The following is a 15,980-nucleotide window of genomic DNA, read 5'->3' as shown; positions in this document are numbered from 1 at the left end:
CGACCGCGGGCCAGCGGCGGGAGGCCGGTCACGCCTGCTCGGCACAGCCGCCCGACGGCTCAGCCCCGTGTCGCTGAAGCCTCAGCGCAGCCTTGCCACGCGCCATACGGCGAGAACGACCACGACTGCCACCACCAGTACGTATCCGAGGGCGATCCGCCAGTCGGCGCGGCGACCGGAGCCCCTCGGCGGCAGTCCCGGCCACGTGTAACCAACGCGGCGCGCGGCCATCATTCCCCAGCCCGCCGCGCAGGAGCAGATCAGCAGGCCCAGCATCGCGATCACCGCTCCGCTGTCGCCGAAGTCGAAGGCCAGCGGGAAGGCGAACATCAGGGAGCCGAGGGCCGCCAGCGACACGATGGGGGCGAGTTGCCAGATCCGCAGCCGGCGCTGCGGGCGCAGCTCGACCTCGACCTCTTCCCCGGCCGCGAACATCTCCTCGGGCGCGGGGCCGTCGTCGGTCACACCGCCCTGCACCTCGTCGGGCCCGTCGGGGCTCAGACGGCCGGCGTCCTGCTCCGGTTCACCGCTCTCGACGGTGCGGGGCTCGGTGCCTTGTGCGGTGTCGCGAGGGCCGGCCTCCATCGCCACGCGCCCTCCCAACTCGGACTCCACTTGGTCGATCGAAGCTCGATGATGGCACGGCGCCGGAGGCCGGGATGACGGCCTGAGCGTCCCGATGCCATGACGTGATCAGGCTGTGACCGGTCGTTCGACCAACGCCAGTGCGAGCTGCGGAAGTTCTGTGAGATGTGCCGCAGCCCCACTCAACCAATGCACCCGCGGGTCGCGCCTGAACCATGAATCCTGACGGCGCGCGAAGCGTTTGGTGGCCCGGACGGTCTCGGCCCGCGCCGCCTCCATCGTGCACTCCCCCGCGAGCGCCGCGAGCACCTGCTGGTACCCGAGCGCACGCGAGGCCGTGCGCCCCTCGCTGAGCCCCTGCGCCTCCAGCTCCCGCACCTCGTCCACGAGGCCCGCCTCCCACATCCGGTCGACCCGGCGGGCGATGCGCTCGTCGAGCTCGGGCCGGGCGACGTCGACACCGATCTGGAGGGTGTCGTAGACGGAGTCGTGGCCGGGGAGGTTGGCGGTGAAGGGCTTGCCGGTGATCTCGATGACTTCGAGGGCCCGGACGATCCGGCGGCCGTTGCTGGGCAGGATCGCCTGCCCGGCCTCGGGGTCGGCGGCGGCGAGGCGGGCGTGCAGCGCGCCGGAACCGCGCAGGAGGAGCTCCTCCTCCAGGCGCGCCCGGACGTCGGGGTCGGTGCCGGGGAACTGGAGGTTGTCGACGGCACCGCGGACGTACAGCCCCGAGCCGCCGACGAGGATCGGCCAGCGGCCCTCGGCGAGCAGCCCGTCGATCCTGGCGCGGGCGAGCCTCTGGTACTCGGCGACGGACGCCGCGACCGTCACGTCCCAGATGTCCAGGAGGTGGTGCGGGACTCCGGCGCGTTCGTCGGGCGTCAGTTTGGCGGTGCCGATGTCCATCCCTCGGTAGAGCTGCATGGAGTCGGCGTTGACGACCTCACCGCCCAGGCGTTGGGCGAGGAAGACGCCCAGATCGGACTTTCCGGCCGCGGTGGGTCCGACGACGGCGATGACGCGGGGGGCGGGGGGTGCGCTGCTCACGGCTCCAGTCTCGCAAACCTCCGGGTGCCACCTCGAACGAGTTACGTGACGGCCCGGGTCGGGGGTCGTTGCCAGTTGCGTGGTTTCCGCCGCCCTGTCCGAGGAGGCGGCGATCCAGGTGGCGCGTACGGGCGCACCGGGCGACGCGGGATTTCCCCCGCACGAGTAGCATATGGAGTGAATATGGGCGTTTTCGCACGACTTATCCGTAGGTCGAAGGCTACGGAAGAGGCGTCAACCGCCGAGACGCAGGCCGACACCCAGTCGGCCGAGCCGACGGCGGACAAGGCGACGGACGAGGCGGCGGCGGACGACGCGGCCGAGGCGAAGGAGCCGGCCGAGACCGAGGTCAGGTCCGAGAACGAGGCCGAGGCCTCTGCCTCCGAAGCAGCCGGAGCCGAGGACACGGACGGCTCGACGGCGACCGAGGCCGTCGAGGACGCCGCCAAGGACGTCGAGATCCCCAAGCAGCAGTCCGCCGACAAGGCGGCCGACCGCGAGATCGGCGAGGGCGCCCGCACGTGACCGCCCGCCCCGGAAGGTGAACGATGGGTCTCCTGGACAATTTCAAGGCCAAGCTCAGCCCGGCGAAGGACAAGGTCTCCGGCCTCGCGCAGCAGCACGGGGACAAGATCCAGCACGGCCTCGACAAGGCCGCGAAGGTCGTGGACGAGAAGACCAAGGGCAAGTACAGCGACCGGATCCAGACGGGCACGGGCAAGGCCAAGGACGCCATGGACCGGCTCGCGCACCAGGACGGCACGGAGGGACCGGGTGACGGCAGCACGCCGCCGGCCTCACCACCGCCGGGCTCCTGACCGGCAGCACGGCACATCGACGGACGGCCGCGGGGCGGAAAGCCTCCCGGCCGTCCGCGGTTTCCGAGACAGCCCGAAGCGACCTCCTGCGCCCCTCAGGACCAGGTCGCGACCACGTACCCCACGCCGTAGGGCGCGTCCTCGTACAGCAGCGAGCCGCCGAGGCCCGCACCCTCGGCCGCGCCCGCGAGAACCTGCCAGCAGGCCCGGCCGGAGGCCTTCAGTTCGTACGCCAGCCCGGCGTCCAGCGCCTGAACGGCCGCCACGTCCGCCGCGCCCAGCGCACGCGCGACCTCCGCGTCGAAGGGGGCCGCCCGCTCGTCGAGGTATCCGGGTGCCTTGAGCGTGCGGCAGGCGCTGGCGTCGCCCATCACCAGCAGCGCCACCCGCTCCGCCCGGGCGGCGATTCCCCTTCCGGTCTCAATACACCGCTCGGGCTCCAGAGGTTCCCCCACACCGAGTCCCTCGATCGGGGCGTACGACCAACCGGTGCGGTCCAGAAGCCAGGCGGCGACGGCGAAGGAGGGCGGCAGCTCGCGCTCGGACGCCCCCTCCCGGCCCAGCCGTACGCCGAGATCCACGCCGAATCCGCGGAACGACCCCCGGGTGCCCTCGGGCAGTACACCGCGTCCACTCCGCCCGGCGGGCCCGACGACCACGAGGAGGTCGGGCCGGGCGGCGGCGAGCACACCGAGCGCGTCCGTGCACGCGGCCCGCGCGGCGTCCAGCTCGGGCGCGGCTCCGGCCGCGACCTCGGGCACCAGGAGTGGCGGGCAGGGGCAGACTGCGGCGGCGACAAGCATGATCGGCAGCCTACTTCCAGGCCCAGGGCCAGGACTCCGGATGGGTGCTCCACGCCAGTTCGGCGAGCCGGTACATCACGCGGTGCGTGGACATGGCGCCTTCGATGCTCGCGTAGTACGCGTCCCCGTCACCGATCCGGTAGACGTGGCGGCGCTTCTGGCGCAGGACGACGCCGGGACGATGGGTGCAGGCGATCTCGTAGAGACGGGCCCGGGCCTCGTCCCGTGTGCCCTCGAAATGCGCCACCTCGTCGATGTCGTTCTGATTGCCGACCTGACGGTCGACGACCACCACCCAGCGCCCCATGCCCCGCCTCGTCTCTGTGCACGGCGGGACTCAGAGCGCCGCGCACCCGCCCGTGGCCGCCGGCAGCGGCTCCGGCACCCCGATCTTCGGCAGCCCCAGCAGCACACCGGCCGGCTTGGCCGCCTCCGAGGCGTTCCGCTTCTCCCACGCGTCCCCCGCGCGCGTGCGCCGCACATCGAGCACGGCGCCCTCGGCGAGGAGGTGGTGGGGGGCAGCGTAGGTGATCTCGACGGTGACCACGTCGCCGGGGCGGACCTCCTGGTCGGGCTTGGTGAAGTGGACCAGACGGTTGTCGGGGGCGCGGCCGGACAGACGGTGGGTGGCGCCGTCCTTGCGGCCCTCGCCCTCGGCGACCATGAGTTCCACGGTGCGGCCGACCTGCTTCTTGTTCTCGTCCCAGGAGATCTCCTCCTGGAGGGCGACGAGTCGCTCGTAGCGCGACTGCACGACCTCCTTGGGGATCTGCCCCTCCATGGTCGCCGCGGGGGTTCCGGGGCGCTTGGAGTACTGGAAGGTGAAGGCGTTCGCGAAGCGGGCCTCGCGGACCACGTGCATGGTCTGCTCGAAGTCCTCCTCGGTCTCGCCGGGGAAGCCGACGATGATGTCGGTCGAGATCGCGGCGTCCGGCATGGCGGCGCGCACCTTCTCGATGATCCCGAGGTAGCGGTCCTGGCGGTAGGAGCGGCGCATCGCCTTGAGGAGCGTGTCCGAGCCGGACTGCAGGGGCATGTGCAGCTGCGGCATGACGTTCGGGGTCTCCGCCATCGCCGCGATCACGTCGTCCGTGAAGTCGCGGGGGTGGGGAGAGGTGAAGCGGACGCGCTCCAGGCCGTCGATCGAGCCACACGCGCGCAGCAGCTTGCTGAAGGCCTCGCGGTCGCCGATGTCGGAGCCGTACGCGTTGACGTTCTGTCCGAGCAGGGTGATCTCGGAGACGCCCTCGCCGACCAGGGCCTCGATCTCGGCGAGGATGTCGCCGGTACGGCGGTCCTTCTCCTTGCCACGCAGGGCCGGGACGATGCAGAACGTGCAGGTGTTGTTGCAGCCGACGGAGATCGACACCCAGGCCGCGTAGGCGCTCTCGCGCCGGGTCGGAAGGGTGGAGGGGAACGCCTCCAGGGACTCGGCGATCTCGACCTGCGCCTCTTCCTGCACGCGCGCGCGTTCCAGCAGGACCGGCAGCTTGCCGATGTTGTGGGTGCCGAAGACGACGTCGACCCAGGGCGCCTTCTTCACGATGGTGTCGCGGTCCTTCTGCGCGAGACAGCCGCCGACCGCGATCTGCATACCGGGCCGCGAGGTCTTCCTCGGCGCGAGCCGGCCGAGGTTGCCGTAGAGCCGGTTGTCGGCGTTCTCCCGCACCGCGCAGGTGTTGAAGACGACGACGTCCGCGTCCCCGTCGGAACCCTCGGGTGCGGGAACGTATCCCGCCTCCTCCAGCAGCCCGGACAATCGCTCGGAGTCGTGGACGTTCATCTGGCACCCGTAGGTGCGCACTTCGTACGTTTTCGGAGATGAAACGTCCACTGCCGGGCTCCGGTCGCTGCTGATGGTCATGGGTCAAGGGTAGGCGCTCCTCAAAGACCCCTGGGCCCGGTGCTCGGTCCCGGCGTTCACCGGCATACCGGTGGCGCCGCAGCACCTCGCGCCGACCGACGACGGACCCGGTCTCGCTGGGACGTCACCTTCGGCGTGGCAGGTCCGGGCGCCGTGTTCGCGCTGCACACACGGCCGGCTTCAGAGGCCGAGGACCGAATGACATCGGGGGCCGCGGACGGATGACCTGAATCACGTCAGGGACAGCGATCAGGGACTTTGCATGACCATGCGTTGTGATGCATAATCTTCCTATGTCCAAGGTCCTCACGTCCCTCCCCGCCGGCGAGCGCGTCGGCATCGCCTTCTCCGGCGGTCTCGACACCTCCGTCGCCGTCGCGTGGATGCGCGACAAGGGCGCCATCCCCTGCACCTACACCGCGAACATCGGCCAGTACGACGAGCCCGACATCGACTCGGTGCCCGGCCGCGCGCAGGCCTACGGCGCCGAGATCGCGCGCCTGGTCGACTGCCGTGCCGCGCTCGTCGAAGAGGGGCTGGCCGCGCTCACCTGCGGGGCGTTCCACATCCGCTCGGGCGGGCGGGCGTACTTCAACACCACGCCGCTGGGCCGCGCGGTCACCGGCACGCTCCTGGTGCGGGCCATGCTGGAGGACAACGTCCAGATCTGGGGCGACGGTTCGACGTTCAAGGGCAACGACATCGAGCGGTTCTACCGCTACGGCCTGCTCGCCAACCCGAACCTGCGGATCTACAAGCCGTGGCTGGACGCCGACTTCGTCACCGAGCTCGGCGGCCGCAAGGAGATGTCGGAGTGGCTGGTCGCGCACCAGCTGCCGTACCGGGACAGCACCGAGAAGGCGTACTCCACCGACGCCAACATCTGGGGCGCCACCCACGAGGCCAAGACCCTGGAGCACCTCAACACCGGCGTCGAGACCGTCGAGCCCATCATGGGCGTGCGGTTCTGGGACCCGTCGGTCGAGATCGCCCCCGAGGACGTGACGGTCGGCTTCGACCAGGGCCGCCCGGTGACCATCAACGGCAAGGAGTTCGGCTCCGCCGTCGACCTGGTCATGGAGGCCAACGCGATCGGCGGCCGACACGGCCTCGGCATGTCCGACCAGATCGAGAACCGGATCATCGAGGCGAAGAGCCGCGGCATCTACGAGGCCCCCGGCATGGCCCTGCTCCACGCGGCCTACGAGCGTCTCGTCAACGCGATCCACAACGAGGACACCGTCGCGCAGTACCACAACGAGGGCCGGCGCCTGGGCCGTCTGATGTACGAGGGCCGCTGGCTGGACCCGCAGGCCCTGATGATCCGCGAGTCGCTCCAGCGCTGGGTCGGCGCCGCCGTCACCGGCGAGGTGACCCTGCGGCTGCGGCGCGGCGAGGACTACTCGCTCCTCGACACCACGGGCCCGGCGTTCTCGTACCACCCGGACAAGCTGTCGATGGAGCGCACCGAGGACTCGGCGTTCGGTCCCGTGGACCGGATCGGCCAGCTCACCATGCGCAACCTCGACATCGCCGACTCCCGCGCCAAGCTGGAGCAGTACGCCGGTCTCGGCCTGATCGGCACCGGCAGCCCGACCATCGGCGCCTCCCAGGCTGCCGCGACAGGTCTGATCGGCACCATGCCGGAGCTCCCCGAGGGCGGCGCCGAGGCGATCGCGTCCCGCGGTGAGGTCTCCGAGGACGAGGCCCTGCTGGACCGGGCCGCGATGGAGTTCGGCACGGACTGACGCCCTGCGGGCGGATTCAGCACCGAGAGGCCGGTCCGGCGCCTGGCAACGGCGCCTGACCGGCCTCTCTGCCGTTCGGACAAGCCTTCGGGGCGGCGAGCCGGTGTAGCAGCGACCGCGGGTGGCGAGCGCCGGTGCGGCTGCCGGCGGCTGGACCCACCCGAAGGGGCGGAGCGGCGTCGACATGAGGCTCCGCCGCGAGCACGGGTACGAGCACGGCGCAGGTACGACCCGCGTCCGGCACAAGCAGGGCCCGGACGAGACCCCGCTTCCGCCACAACCACAGCCCAGGCGAGACCTCACATCCGCCGCAAAACGCCGTGCACCGCCGCCACGGCCCGCCGGGTGGCACGGACCCGCCCCCCCTACGACCGCATCCGAACCCACACCGCCCCGGCCGGCCCCAACACCACCCACCCCACCGAGCCGCAGCCGTACCCGAACACGCCCGGCCCCGCCACACCCCACCCCGTCACCCCACCGCTGCCCGCGCCTCCCGCGACCTCATCAACGGCTGGATCCGCGTCCCGAACTGCTCGATCCCGTCGAGGAAGTCGTCGAACACCAGCATGATCCCCTTGGTCCCCTCGACCCCGGCGATCTCGTCGAGCATCCCCGCAACGCTCTCGTACGACCCCACGAGCGTGCCCATGTTGAAGTTCACGGCGCCTTCCGGCAGCACGATGGTGCGGGCCGTTGAGGAGTCGTCGGCGGAGGTGTCGGTGGCCGACTCCCCCGCCATGTAGGCAAGCGCCGCATGGTCGGCGTTGTCGTGGTAGTCCTGCCACTTCGCGCGGGCGGCCTCGTCGGTCTCGTCGGCGATGACCATGAACAGCGACAGCGCCCCGACGTCACGGCCGGTCTCCCGCGCCGCGTCCACCAACGTGGCCGCGCTGTCCGCGAAGGCGAGCGGGGTGTTGACGCCGCTGCCCAGGATGAAGTTGTAGTCGGCGTGTTCGGCGGCGAAGCGCATGCCGGTGCCGCTCTGCCCGGCGGCGACGATGTCGATGTGCCCGTTCGCCGGGCGCGGCGAGAGCACGCAGTCGTCCATCTCGTAGAACTCGCCCTTGAAGTTGCTGACGCCCTCGCTCCACAGCTCCTTCATCACCGTCACGTACTCCTCGGCCCGGGCATAACGGTTGCCGAAGTGCTCGTCGCCGGGCCAGACGCCCATCTGCGTGTACTCACCGGGCGCCCAGCCGGTGACGATGTTGACGCCGAAGCGGCCGGGGGCGATGGAGTCGACGGTGACCGCCATGCGGGCGACGATCGCCGGAGGCAGGGCGAGGATCGGCGTGGACGCGTACAGCCTGATCCGCTCGGTCACCGCGGCCAGGCCCGCCATCAGCGTGAACGACTCCAGGCAGTGGTCCCAGAACTCGGTCTCGCCGCCGAAGCCCTTGAGTTTGATCATGGACAGGGCGAAGTCGAATCCGTGCTCCTCGGCCTTCTGCACGACGGCCTTGTTCAGCTCGAAGGTCGGCAGGTACTGCGGGGAACTCTTCGAGATGAGCCAGCCGTTGTTGCCGATGGGGATGAAGACACCGATGTCCATGCCGCTCCTCATGATCGGAACCTGCCCGTCCGACGGCACGGTACACGGTCGAGATTTCAACAACTTGCGGCGCACAAACGGCTGTTGAGGCACCTGAGCGGGAGTTCGACCGGTCGGAAACGGTGAAGGAGGTTTCGAACAGAAACGGGAACGATAGGTTCCCTCCATGAACGCGCGGCTCGCTCTTCTCGGCACAGTGGCCCCTGGCGCGACGGAGAGCGAGGTCTTCCGGCTGGCGCTCGGGCACGCGGTCGGCGAACTGAGCGCGCTCGGCGGAACCATGCACCTGCGCGGCCCGATGTCCGCACTGCGTCTGGTGTCCTCCGTCGGTCTGCCGCCCGCCCTGACCCGCTCCTGGGAGATCGTCGACCAGGAGGGCCCGCTGGCCCCGGCCCGCGCGCTCCAGCAGGGCAAGGGCGTGTGGGTGCCGTCCACCCCGGGCCGGACGGATCAGGACGTCTCCTGGCCCGGTACCGGACTGGCCGCCCTCCCGGTGTTCAGCGGCCGACGCAGCATCGGCGCGCTGACCGTCCTGTCCGGCGAGCGGGGCGAACCGACCCCGGAGCACTGGGACTTCCTGCGGGACGTCGTCGCCTGGACCGAGGAACGCATGGCCCAGGCACCGCCGCCGTCCGGCCCCACCCAGGCGGAGCTGAGCGGTGAGCGACTGCGGCAGGCCCTGAAGGAGGTCCAGGTCGGTTCGTGGGACTGGGACATCCGCAACGGCGACCTGCTCTGGGACGAGGCGGCACTGGAGCTGTACGGCACCCTGCAGGCCGACTTCACCGGCAGGATCGACAACTGGATGCGGATCGTCCACCCCGACGACCTGGCCCCCACCCTCGCGGCGGCACAGCAGGCCATCCTCGACCACTCCGTCTACGAGGCCGAGTACCGCGTACGGCGCCTGGACGGCACCTGGGGCTGGACGCAGGCACGCGGCCGGGCGACCTACGACGAGCAGGGCGAGCCCCTCCGGATGATCGGCGTCGGCTGGGAGAGCAACGAGTCGCGCACCGCCCGGGACGCGCTGGGCCGGGCCCTGAGACACATGAGCGACGGCTTCCTCGCCGTGGACGACGAGTGGCGGATCACCTTCGCCAACCTGGAGGCGGAACGCTTCCTCGGCTTCTCCGAGGAGGAGCTGTTCGGGCGGCTGCTGTGGGAGCTGCCGGCCATGCGCGAGGTCCCCGGCGCGCGGGACAGGTGCCTGGAGGCCGCGGCCGAGGAGAGGCCCGCCGGTTTCGACGTGCACCTCGAGGCTTGCGAACGGCGGCTCCACGTGCGGCTGGTGCCGGGGCCCGACGGGCGCACCCTCTACTTCCAGGACGTCACCGAGAAACGCCGGCTGGCGGAGGAACGGCAGGCTGCCGAGCGCGCCGCGGCCGAGCGGGTGGTCCGGATCGCCGAACTGACCACGGATCTCGCGAAGGCGACGACCTCGCGGGACGTGGTGGAGGCGGTCGCCCGGCGGGTACTGCCCCCGTTCGCCGCGGCGGGTCTCATGGTCCAGGTCATCGAGGGCGACCGGCTCCACCACGTCGGCGCGGTCGGTTACCCCGAGGACTTCGTAGCCCTCCTGGACAGCCGCAGCCGGCCGTCGGCCGGGGACCCCGCCTGGGACACGATCGCGTCCGGCAGCCCTCTGTTCATGTCCTCGGCGCACGAGTACGCCGCCCGCTATCCCGCACTGGCCGGCTTCCCGGCACGCGGCAACAAGAAGTCCTGGGCCTTCCTGCCGATGACGGCGTCCGGACACACCTTCGGGGTGTGCGTGGTCGCCTTCGACCGGCCGCGACTGCTCAACGACGAGGAACGCGCCCTGCTGACCACCATCAGCGCGCTCGTCGCCCAGTCCCTCGAGCGGGCCCGGCTCTACGACGCCGAGCACACCCGGTCCCGGGAACTCCAGCGCAGCCTGCTCCCCCAGGCGCTGCCCGACCTGCCGGCGTGCACGGCGGCCGCCCGCTATCTGCCCGCCGGGCCGGGAGCGGACGTGGGCGGCGACTGGTACGACATCATCCCGCTGTCCGGCGGACAGGTCGCCCTCGTCGTCGGCGACGTGATGGGCCACGGCCTGCCCGAGGCGGCCACCATGGGCCGGCTGCGCACCGCGGTGCACACCCTGGCCGACCTGGAGCTGCCGCCCGACGAGATCCTGGGCCACCTCAACGACATCGTCGGCAACATGGGCGAGGCGTCGTACGCCACCTGCCTGTACGCGCTCTACGACCCCACGACCCGGGTCTGTTCCATCGCCCGGGCCGGCCACCCACCGCCCGCCCTGGTCCGTCCCGACGGCACCGTGCACTTCCCGGAGCCGGACGCGGACCCGCCGCTGGGCGCCGCGAAACCGCCCTTCGAGACGGTCGAGCTGGAGGTGCCCGAAGGCAGCCTGCTGGTGCTGTACACCGACGGGCTGGTGGAGTCGGCGAAGCGGGAGATCGACGAGGGCATGGCGGACCTGGCCCGTCTGCTCAGCGCGGCACACGCCGACGGGACGACCGTAGATCTTGAACGCCTGTGCGACACACTGACGGCCGGTCTGCTGCCGACGGATCAGCAGGCGGCCGACGACGCGGCGTTCCTCGTCGCCCGTCTGCACGCACTGCCCGCCGACCGGATGGCGTCCTGGCCGCTGCCGGACGACCCGAGGGCGGCGGGCCAGGCCCGCCGCCACGTCCGGGAACAGCTGTCGGCCTGGGATCTGGACGACCTGGCTCCCACCACGGAACTCCTGGTCAGCGAACTGGTCGGCAATGTGGTCCGGCACGCCCGCGGTCCGATACGCCTGCGTCTGCTCCACAGCGCCGAGCTGATATGCGAGGTCTACGACGGCAGCCAGACCATGCCGCGCATCCGCCGCGCCACGGAAACGGACGAGGGCGGCCGCGGCCTCCAGCTGATCTCGGCCCTCTCCACCCGCTGGGGTGCCCGCTACACCTCCACGGGCAAGTGCATCTGGACCGAACAGCCCCTGCGCCCCCTGCCGGATCCTGTGGAGGCCCTGTTGCTGAACGCCGCGGCCTTCGAAGGCGACTGGGAGGCGCTGCTCTGACCCGCGCCCCTTTCGGCCCAGCACCACGGGCCGGGCGCCGGGCGTGTCCCTAGGGTCGCGGTGACGGCTGTTCAGGCCCCGCCCGAAAGGCACACCCCATGCGCATACGCGCCACCCTCACCGGCACGGCAGTGGCCGTCCTGGTCACCGCCGGACCGTTCACCGGCATCGCACACGCCCGAGCCGACCTGGACTGCGCCGACTTCGTCTACCAGGAGGACGCGCAGACGGTGTTCGACCTCGACCCCACCGACCCCAACCGGCTCGACGAGGACCAGGGCCCCGACGACGGCATCGCCTGTGAGGTACTGCCCCGCCGGAGCAGCGCCGTCGTGAGCGTGGCGACGGTCGTCCCGACGCTCGGGGTCCAGGGCGGCACCGGGGGCAGCGTGGGCCCCGCGGGTTTCGAGCGCGCGGTGGGGGTTGCCCTGACGCTCGCCGGGGCCGGACTCGCCGGTGCGTACGTGGTGCGGCGACGGCGCAGCGCGGCCAGACGCCGCCCGTGAGCAGACATCGCTGTCCCGGCAAGGGACCGCTCAGGGGTCGATGAGCCCGGCCCGTATCGCGTACCGGGTCAGTTCCAGCCGGTCGCGCATGCCCAGCTTCTGCAGCATGTTCGCGCGATGCCGCTCGACCGTCTTCGCGCTGATGAACAGCAGCTCGCCGATCTCCTTGGTGGTGTGTCCCTCGGCGACGAGCTTGAGGATCTCCTCCTCGCGTTCGGTGACGGCCCGCGCGGGCAGGTCGTCACCGCGGTGCAGCCGGTCGAGGTAGGAGCGGACGAGGGCCCGCTCGGCCCCGGGATAGACGAACGGCTCGTCGCGTACGGCGGCCCGGCAGGCCTCGACGAGATCGCGGTCGGCGACGGACTTGAGGACGTATCCGCTGGCGCCGGCCTTGAGGGCCTCGAAGAAGTACTGCTCGTTGTCGTACATCGTCAGGATCAGTATCCGCAGGTCCGGCAGCCGCCGGGACAGTTCGCGGGCCGCCTGCAGTCCCGTCATCCGGGGCATGGCGATGTCCAGAACGGCCAGATCGACCTCACGCGCGCGTGCCAGCTCGACCGCCTCCGCGCCGTCCCCCGCCTCGGCCACGACCGTGAGATCCGGCTCCCCCTCCAGGATCAGCCGGACCCCCCGCCGTACGAGCGTGTGGTCGTCGGCGAGCAGCACACGCGTCGGCCCGGACATCAGCGCACCCCCTGCGCGACCGGTATCCGCAACCGCACATCCGTACCCCGCCCGGGCCCGGACCCCACCGAGAACACCGCCCCCACCAGCAGCGCCCGCTCCCGCATGCCCTGCATCCCGGCCCCCTCGGGCGCCCCGCCCAGTCCTGTGCCGTTGTCGCGCACCAGGAGCTCGACTCCCCCGGCGACCGGCTGCAGCCGGACCTCCGCGTGGTCGGCGCCGGAGTGCCGCGCGGTGTTGGTCAGGCCCTCCTGGGCCACCCGGTAGAGGACCAGCTCCGACTCCTCGGTCAGCCGGGGCAGATCGCCGCCGACGTGATGGCGCACGGTCAGCCCGTGCGTGGTGAACTCACCCGCGAGAGAGCGCAGGGCACTCGGCAGCCCGAGCTCCTCCAGCACCCCGGGCCGCAGCCGGCGTGCGATCCGGCGGATCTCGTCGAGCCCGGCCCGGGTGGCTTCCTGCGCCTGCCCCACCTCCTCCCGCAGCTCCTCGGGCGCCCGGTCGGCGACCCTCTTCAGCTGGAGGAGCACGGCGGTGAGGGTCTGCCCGACCTCGTCGTGCAGTTCGCGCGCGATGCGGTGCCGTTCCCGCTCCTGCGCGGAGAGGGCGTGGGCGGCGCCGGTCGCCCGCTCGGCCTCCAGCCGGTCGAGCATCGTGTTGTACGTGGTGATCAGCTGGGCCGTCTCGGCCGGACCGGAAACGGGCGCGCGCACCCCGGGCCTCAACAGATCGGCGGCGGCCATGGCCCGCCCCAGCCGCTGGAGCGGGACGAGCCCGACGCGCAGTACGACGGCATTGGCGGCCAGCAGCAGCACGAGCCCCCCGAGGACGACCACCGCCTCCCCCTGCCGGACCGGCGTCGACACGGTGACCGGGCCCAGCAGCAGCGCGGCGGCGACGACGAGGCCCGTGGCGTTGAGCGAGAAGATCCGCCAGAACAGCGACACGGCCGTGCCCTCGCCCCTCTCGTACGGCGTCCGGGCCATCAGACTCCCCGTTCCCCGCCGCCCGCGTATATCCGTCACGTCACCCATATCGCCACCGTACGGGGTACTGGCACCATGCAAGCCCGCACCCGTGATCACGCGAAACGCAAGGGGAGAAACGTGTCTGCTCCACGCCTGAGGGCGACGCCGCTGCCGGGAATCGGGGTCCAGTACGACCTCCTGACCCGGGAGGATCGCCATCTGTCCGTGGTGGCGCACCGCGACGGTGCCCGCACGGTGAGCGTGTACCGGGCCGACGACCCCGACTCCTGTGCCCAGTCGCTGCGCCTGACCGGCTCCGAGGCGGGCGCCCTGATCGACGCGCTCAAGCCCTCCCACCACAGCCCGAGCCTCCTGTACACCTCCGACCTGGGTCTGGTGGCCGAACGCATCGAGGTGGCGGCCGGCTCCCGCTGGAACGGCCGGGTCCTGGGCGACACGAAGATGCGCACGGACACCGGCGCCTCGGTCGTGGCGGCCCTGCGCAGGGCGGAGGCCATCCCGTCGCCCACCCCCGACTTCCGCCTGGCGGGCGGTGACATCCTCATCGTCGTGGGCACCCGCGAGGGCGTGGACGCCGCGGCGGCGATCCTCGGTCGGGAGTAGAAAACATGCACTCCGCGGTCCTCTTGATCGAGTTCGGCTCGATCATCCTCGGCCTGGGTCTCCTGGGCCGTTTCGCCGCCCGTTTCCGACTCTCCCCGATCCCCCTCTACCTCCTGGCCGGCCTGGCCTTCGGCGAGGGCGGGCTGCTCCCGCTGGGCGCCAGCGAAGAGTTCGTCTCGATAGGCGCCGAAATAGGCGTCATTCTCCTCCTGTTGATGCTGGGCCTGGAGTACTCGGCCGGCGACCTGGTCACCAACCTCAAGGCCCACTACCCCTCCGGCCTGGTCGACGGCGCCCTCAACGCCGTCCCCGGCGCCGCGGCCGCCCTCCTGCTCGGCTGGGGCCCGGTGGCTGCGGTGGTCCTGGCAGGCGTCACCTGGATCTCCTCCTCGGGCGTCATCGCCAAGGTCCTGGGCGACCTGGGCAGAGTGGGAAACCGGGAAACCCCGGTGATCCTGAGCGTCCTGGTCCTGGAGGACCTGGCGATGGCGGTGTACCTGCCCATCGTCACGGCACTGGTGGCAGGAGCGGGCCTCCTGGCCGGAAGCCTGACCTTGGCGATCGCACTCGCCGCGGCAGGCCTGGTCCTCTTCGTAGCGGTCCGCTACGGCCGCCTGATCTCCCGCTTCGTCTCCAGCGACGACCCGGAGAAGCTCCTCCTGGTGGTCCTGGGCCTGACCATCCTGGTGGCAGGTGTGGCCCAGCAGCTCCAGGTGTCGGCAGCGGTGGGCGCGTTCCTCGTCGGCATAGCCCTCTCGGGCGAGGTGGCGGAGGGCGCCCACACCCTCCTGAGCCCCCTGAGGGACCTCTTCGCAGCGATCTTCTTCGTCTTCTTCGGCCTCCACACCGACCCGGCGAGCATCCCTCCGGTCCTGCTCCCCGCCCTCGCCCTCGCCGTGGTCACCGCGGCCACGAAGATCGCCACCGGCTACTGGGCGGCCCGCCGGGCCGGAATCTCCCCCAAGGGCCGCTGGCGCACGGGCGGCGCGCTGGTGGCCCGCGGCGAGTTCTCCATCGTCATAGCGGGCCTGGCAGTCTCAGCCGGCATAGAACCCTCCCTGGGCCCACTGGCCACGGCCTACGTCCTCATCCTGGTCGTCCTCGGTCCCCTGACGGCCCGCTACACAGAACCCCTGGCCACAAGACTGACCGCCCGCCGCCACGCCCCGAAGACACCGGAGCCCACCTCACGCATGACGGAGGCTTCGCTGAGCCAAGACAGCACCTGAGCAGTAACGAGACCAACCCGTCGTACGCCCGCCGACCGGCGGGGGGCCGGTCGCGCAGTTCCCCGCGCCCCTGAAGAAGTAGGAGCTGCCTCACCGGGCCGTGGGGCGGGTGCGGTCCGGTGGGGGCTGATCGCGCAGTTCCCCGCGCCCCTGAGTGGGGAGGGTGGACGCACCTTCGGACGCGCACGGCCCCGCGCGCGCCCCTGAGTGGGGACGGTGAACGCACCTTCGGACGCACACGGCCCCCGCGCCCCTGAGTGGGGACGGTGGACGCACCTTCGGACGCACACGGCCCCCGCGCCCCTGAGTGGGGACGGTGGACGCACCTTCGGACGCGCACGGCCCCCCGCGCCCCTGAGTGGGGACGGTGAACGCGCCGTAAGCCGCCGACGGCGTGAAGGGGCCGGGGTGGGGGGTGTCCGCCCGCAGCGGCCGGCGTCCGGAACCGAGCACTGTCGAAGCAACCGAGCCGCCGGACCGAGGACGGACAC

General features: G+C 71.5%; 15 protein-coding genes. 7 read left to right on the top strand and 8 right to left on the bottom strand.

The features are described 5' to 3' along the window. Positions 1 to 81: 81 nt before the first annotated feature. Together ACFYRX_RS08775 and miaA are read right to left on the bottom strand one after the other, a co-directional pair. Positions 82 to 585, bottom strand: a complete 504-nt coding sequence (locus ACFYRX_RS08775) for a hypothetical protein (RefSeq protein ID WP_389098202.1) — start codon at positions 583 to 585, stop codon at positions 82 to 84. 108 nt (positions 586 to 693) lie between these two features. Beyond that, the gene (gene miaA / locus ACFYRX_RS08770) at positions 694 to 1,632 is read right to left on the bottom strand and encodes a tRNA (adenosine(37)-N6)-dimethylallyltransferase MiaA (protein ID WP_389097632.1); all 939 of its coding nucleotides are present in this window, start codon (positions 1,630 to 1,632) and stop codon (positions 694 to 696) included. A 183-nt stretch (positions 1,633 to 1,815) separates the two neighbouring features. Here miaA and ACFYRX_RS08765 point away from each other — a divergent pair, with 183 nt between their 5' ends. After that, positions 1,816 to 2,157 carry a hypothetical protein gene (locus tag ACFYRX_RS08765; RefSeq protein WP_389097631.1) on the top strand — a complete coding sequence of 114 codons (342 nt, stop codon included), beginning with the start codon at positions 1,816 to 1,818 and terminating at the stop codon, positions 2,155 to 2,157. 23 nt (positions 2,158 to 2,180) lie between these two features. After that, entirely contained in the window at positions 2,181 to 2,450 is a 270-nt protein-coding gene (locus ACFYRX_RS08760; RefSeq protein ID WP_389097630.1) for an antitoxin, read from the top strand. 95 nt (positions 2,451 to 2,545) lie between these two features. On the opposite strand, the gene ACFYRX_RS08755 is transcribed toward ACFYRX_RS08760, so the two are convergent. From ACFYRX_RS08755 to miaB, 3 genes are read right to left on the bottom strand one after another with little or no spacing between them, the layout of a single operon-like run. Further along, positions 2,546 to 3,253 (bottom strand): class III extradiol dioxygenase subunit B-like domain-containing protein, encoded by a 708-nt coding sequence (locus ACFYRX_RS08755; RefSeq protein ID WP_389097629.1) that lies wholly within the window; start codon positions 3,251 to 3,253, stop codon positions 2,546 to 2,548. Positions 3,254 to 3,263: 10 nt separating this feature from the next. Next, positions 3,264 to 3,560 (bottom strand): hypothetical protein, encoded by a 297-nt coding sequence (locus ACFYRX_RS08750; protein WP_389097628.1) that lies wholly within the window; start codon positions 3,558 to 3,560, stop codon positions 3,264 to 3,266. Between the two features lie 30 nt (positions 3,561 to 3,590). After that, the gene (gene miaB, locus ACFYRX_RS08745; RefSeq protein ID WP_389097627.1) at positions 3,591 to 5,117 is read right to left on the bottom strand and encodes a tRNA (N6-isopentenyl adenosine(37)-C2)-methylthiotransferase MiaB; all 1,527 of its coding nucleotides are present in this window, start codon (positions 5,115 to 5,117) and stop codon (positions 3,591 to 3,593) included. Positions 5,118 to 5,410: 293 nt separating this feature from the next. On the opposite strand from miaB, the gene argG reads away from it, so the two are divergent. Beyond that, positions 5,411 to 6,865 carry an argininosuccinate synthase gene (gene argG, locus ACFYRX_RS08740; protein ID WP_389097626.1) on the top strand — a complete coding sequence of 485 codons (1,455 nt, stop codon included), beginning with the start codon at positions 5,411 to 5,413 and terminating at the stop codon, positions 6,863 to 6,865. Positions 6,866 to 7,337: 472 nt separating this feature from the next. Here argG and rutA read toward each other — a convergent pair whose 3' ends face one another. Then, positions 7,338 to 8,420 carry a pyrimidine utilization protein A gene (gene rutA, locus ACFYRX_RS08735; protein WP_389097625.1) on the bottom strand — a complete coding sequence of 361 codons (1,083 nt, stop codon included), beginning with the start codon at positions 8,418 to 8,420 and terminating at the stop codon, positions 7,338 to 7,340. A 166-nt stretch (positions 8,421 to 8,586) separates the two neighbouring features. On the opposite strand from rutA, the gene ACFYRX_RS08730 reads away from it, so the two are divergent. Further along, positions 8,587 to 11,478 (top strand): SpoIIE family protein phosphatase, encoded by a 2,892-nt coding sequence (locus ACFYRX_RS08730; protein ID WP_389097624.1) that lies wholly within the window; start codon positions 8,587 to 8,589, stop codon positions 11,476 to 11,478. A gap of 98 nt (positions 11,479 to 11,576) precedes the next feature. Further along, complete coding sequence (locus tag ACFYRX_RS08725) at positions 11,577 to 11,984, top strand: hypothetical protein (RefSeq protein WP_389097623.1); 408 nt, start codon at positions 11,577 to 11,579, stop codon at positions 11,982 to 11,984. Between the two features lie 30 nt (positions 11,985 to 12,014). Here ACFYRX_RS08725 and ACFYRX_RS08720 read toward each other — a convergent pair whose 3' ends face one another. Together ACFYRX_RS08720 and ACFYRX_RS08715 are read right to left on the bottom strand one after the other, a co-directional pair. Beyond that, positions 12,015 to 12,668 carry a response regulator gene (locus tag ACFYRX_RS08720; RefSeq protein ID WP_389097622.1) on the bottom strand — a complete coding sequence of 218 codons (654 nt, stop codon included), beginning with the start codon at positions 12,666 to 12,668 and terminating at the stop codon, positions 12,015 to 12,017. Further along, positions 12,668 to 13,654 (bottom strand): HAMP domain-containing sensor histidine kinase, encoded by a 987-nt coding sequence (locus ACFYRX_RS08715; RefSeq protein ID WP_389097621.1) that lies wholly within the window; start codon positions 13,652 to 13,654, stop codon positions 12,668 to 12,670. The genes ACFYRX_RS08720 and ACFYRX_RS08715 overlap by 1 nt, the downstream gene beginning before the upstream one ends. Before the next feature lie 120 nt (positions 13,655 to 13,774). Between ACFYRX_RS08715 and ACFYRX_RS08710 the strand changes: the two genes are divergently transcribed. Then, the gene (locus ACFYRX_RS08710; protein WP_389097620.1) at positions 13,775 to 14,260 is read left to right on the top strand and encodes a cation:proton antiporter regulatory subunit; all 486 of its coding nucleotides are present in this window, start codon (positions 13,775 to 13,777) and stop codon (positions 14,258 to 14,260) included. Between the two features lie 5 nt (positions 14,261 to 14,265). Further along, complete coding sequence (locus ACFYRX_RS08705; RefSeq protein ID WP_389097619.1) at positions 14,266 to 15,489, top strand: cation:proton antiporter; 1,224 nt, start codon at positions 14,266 to 14,268, stop codon at positions 15,487 to 15,489. Positions 15,490 to 15,980: the final 491 nt, after the last annotated feature.

This window comes from Streptomyces sp. NPDC005374, assembly GCF_042872225.1.
GTDB lineage: Bacteria > Actinomycetota > Actinomycetes > Streptomycetales > Streptomycetaceae > Streptomyces.
This window is presented reverse-complemented; position numbering and strand designations above follow the sequence as displayed.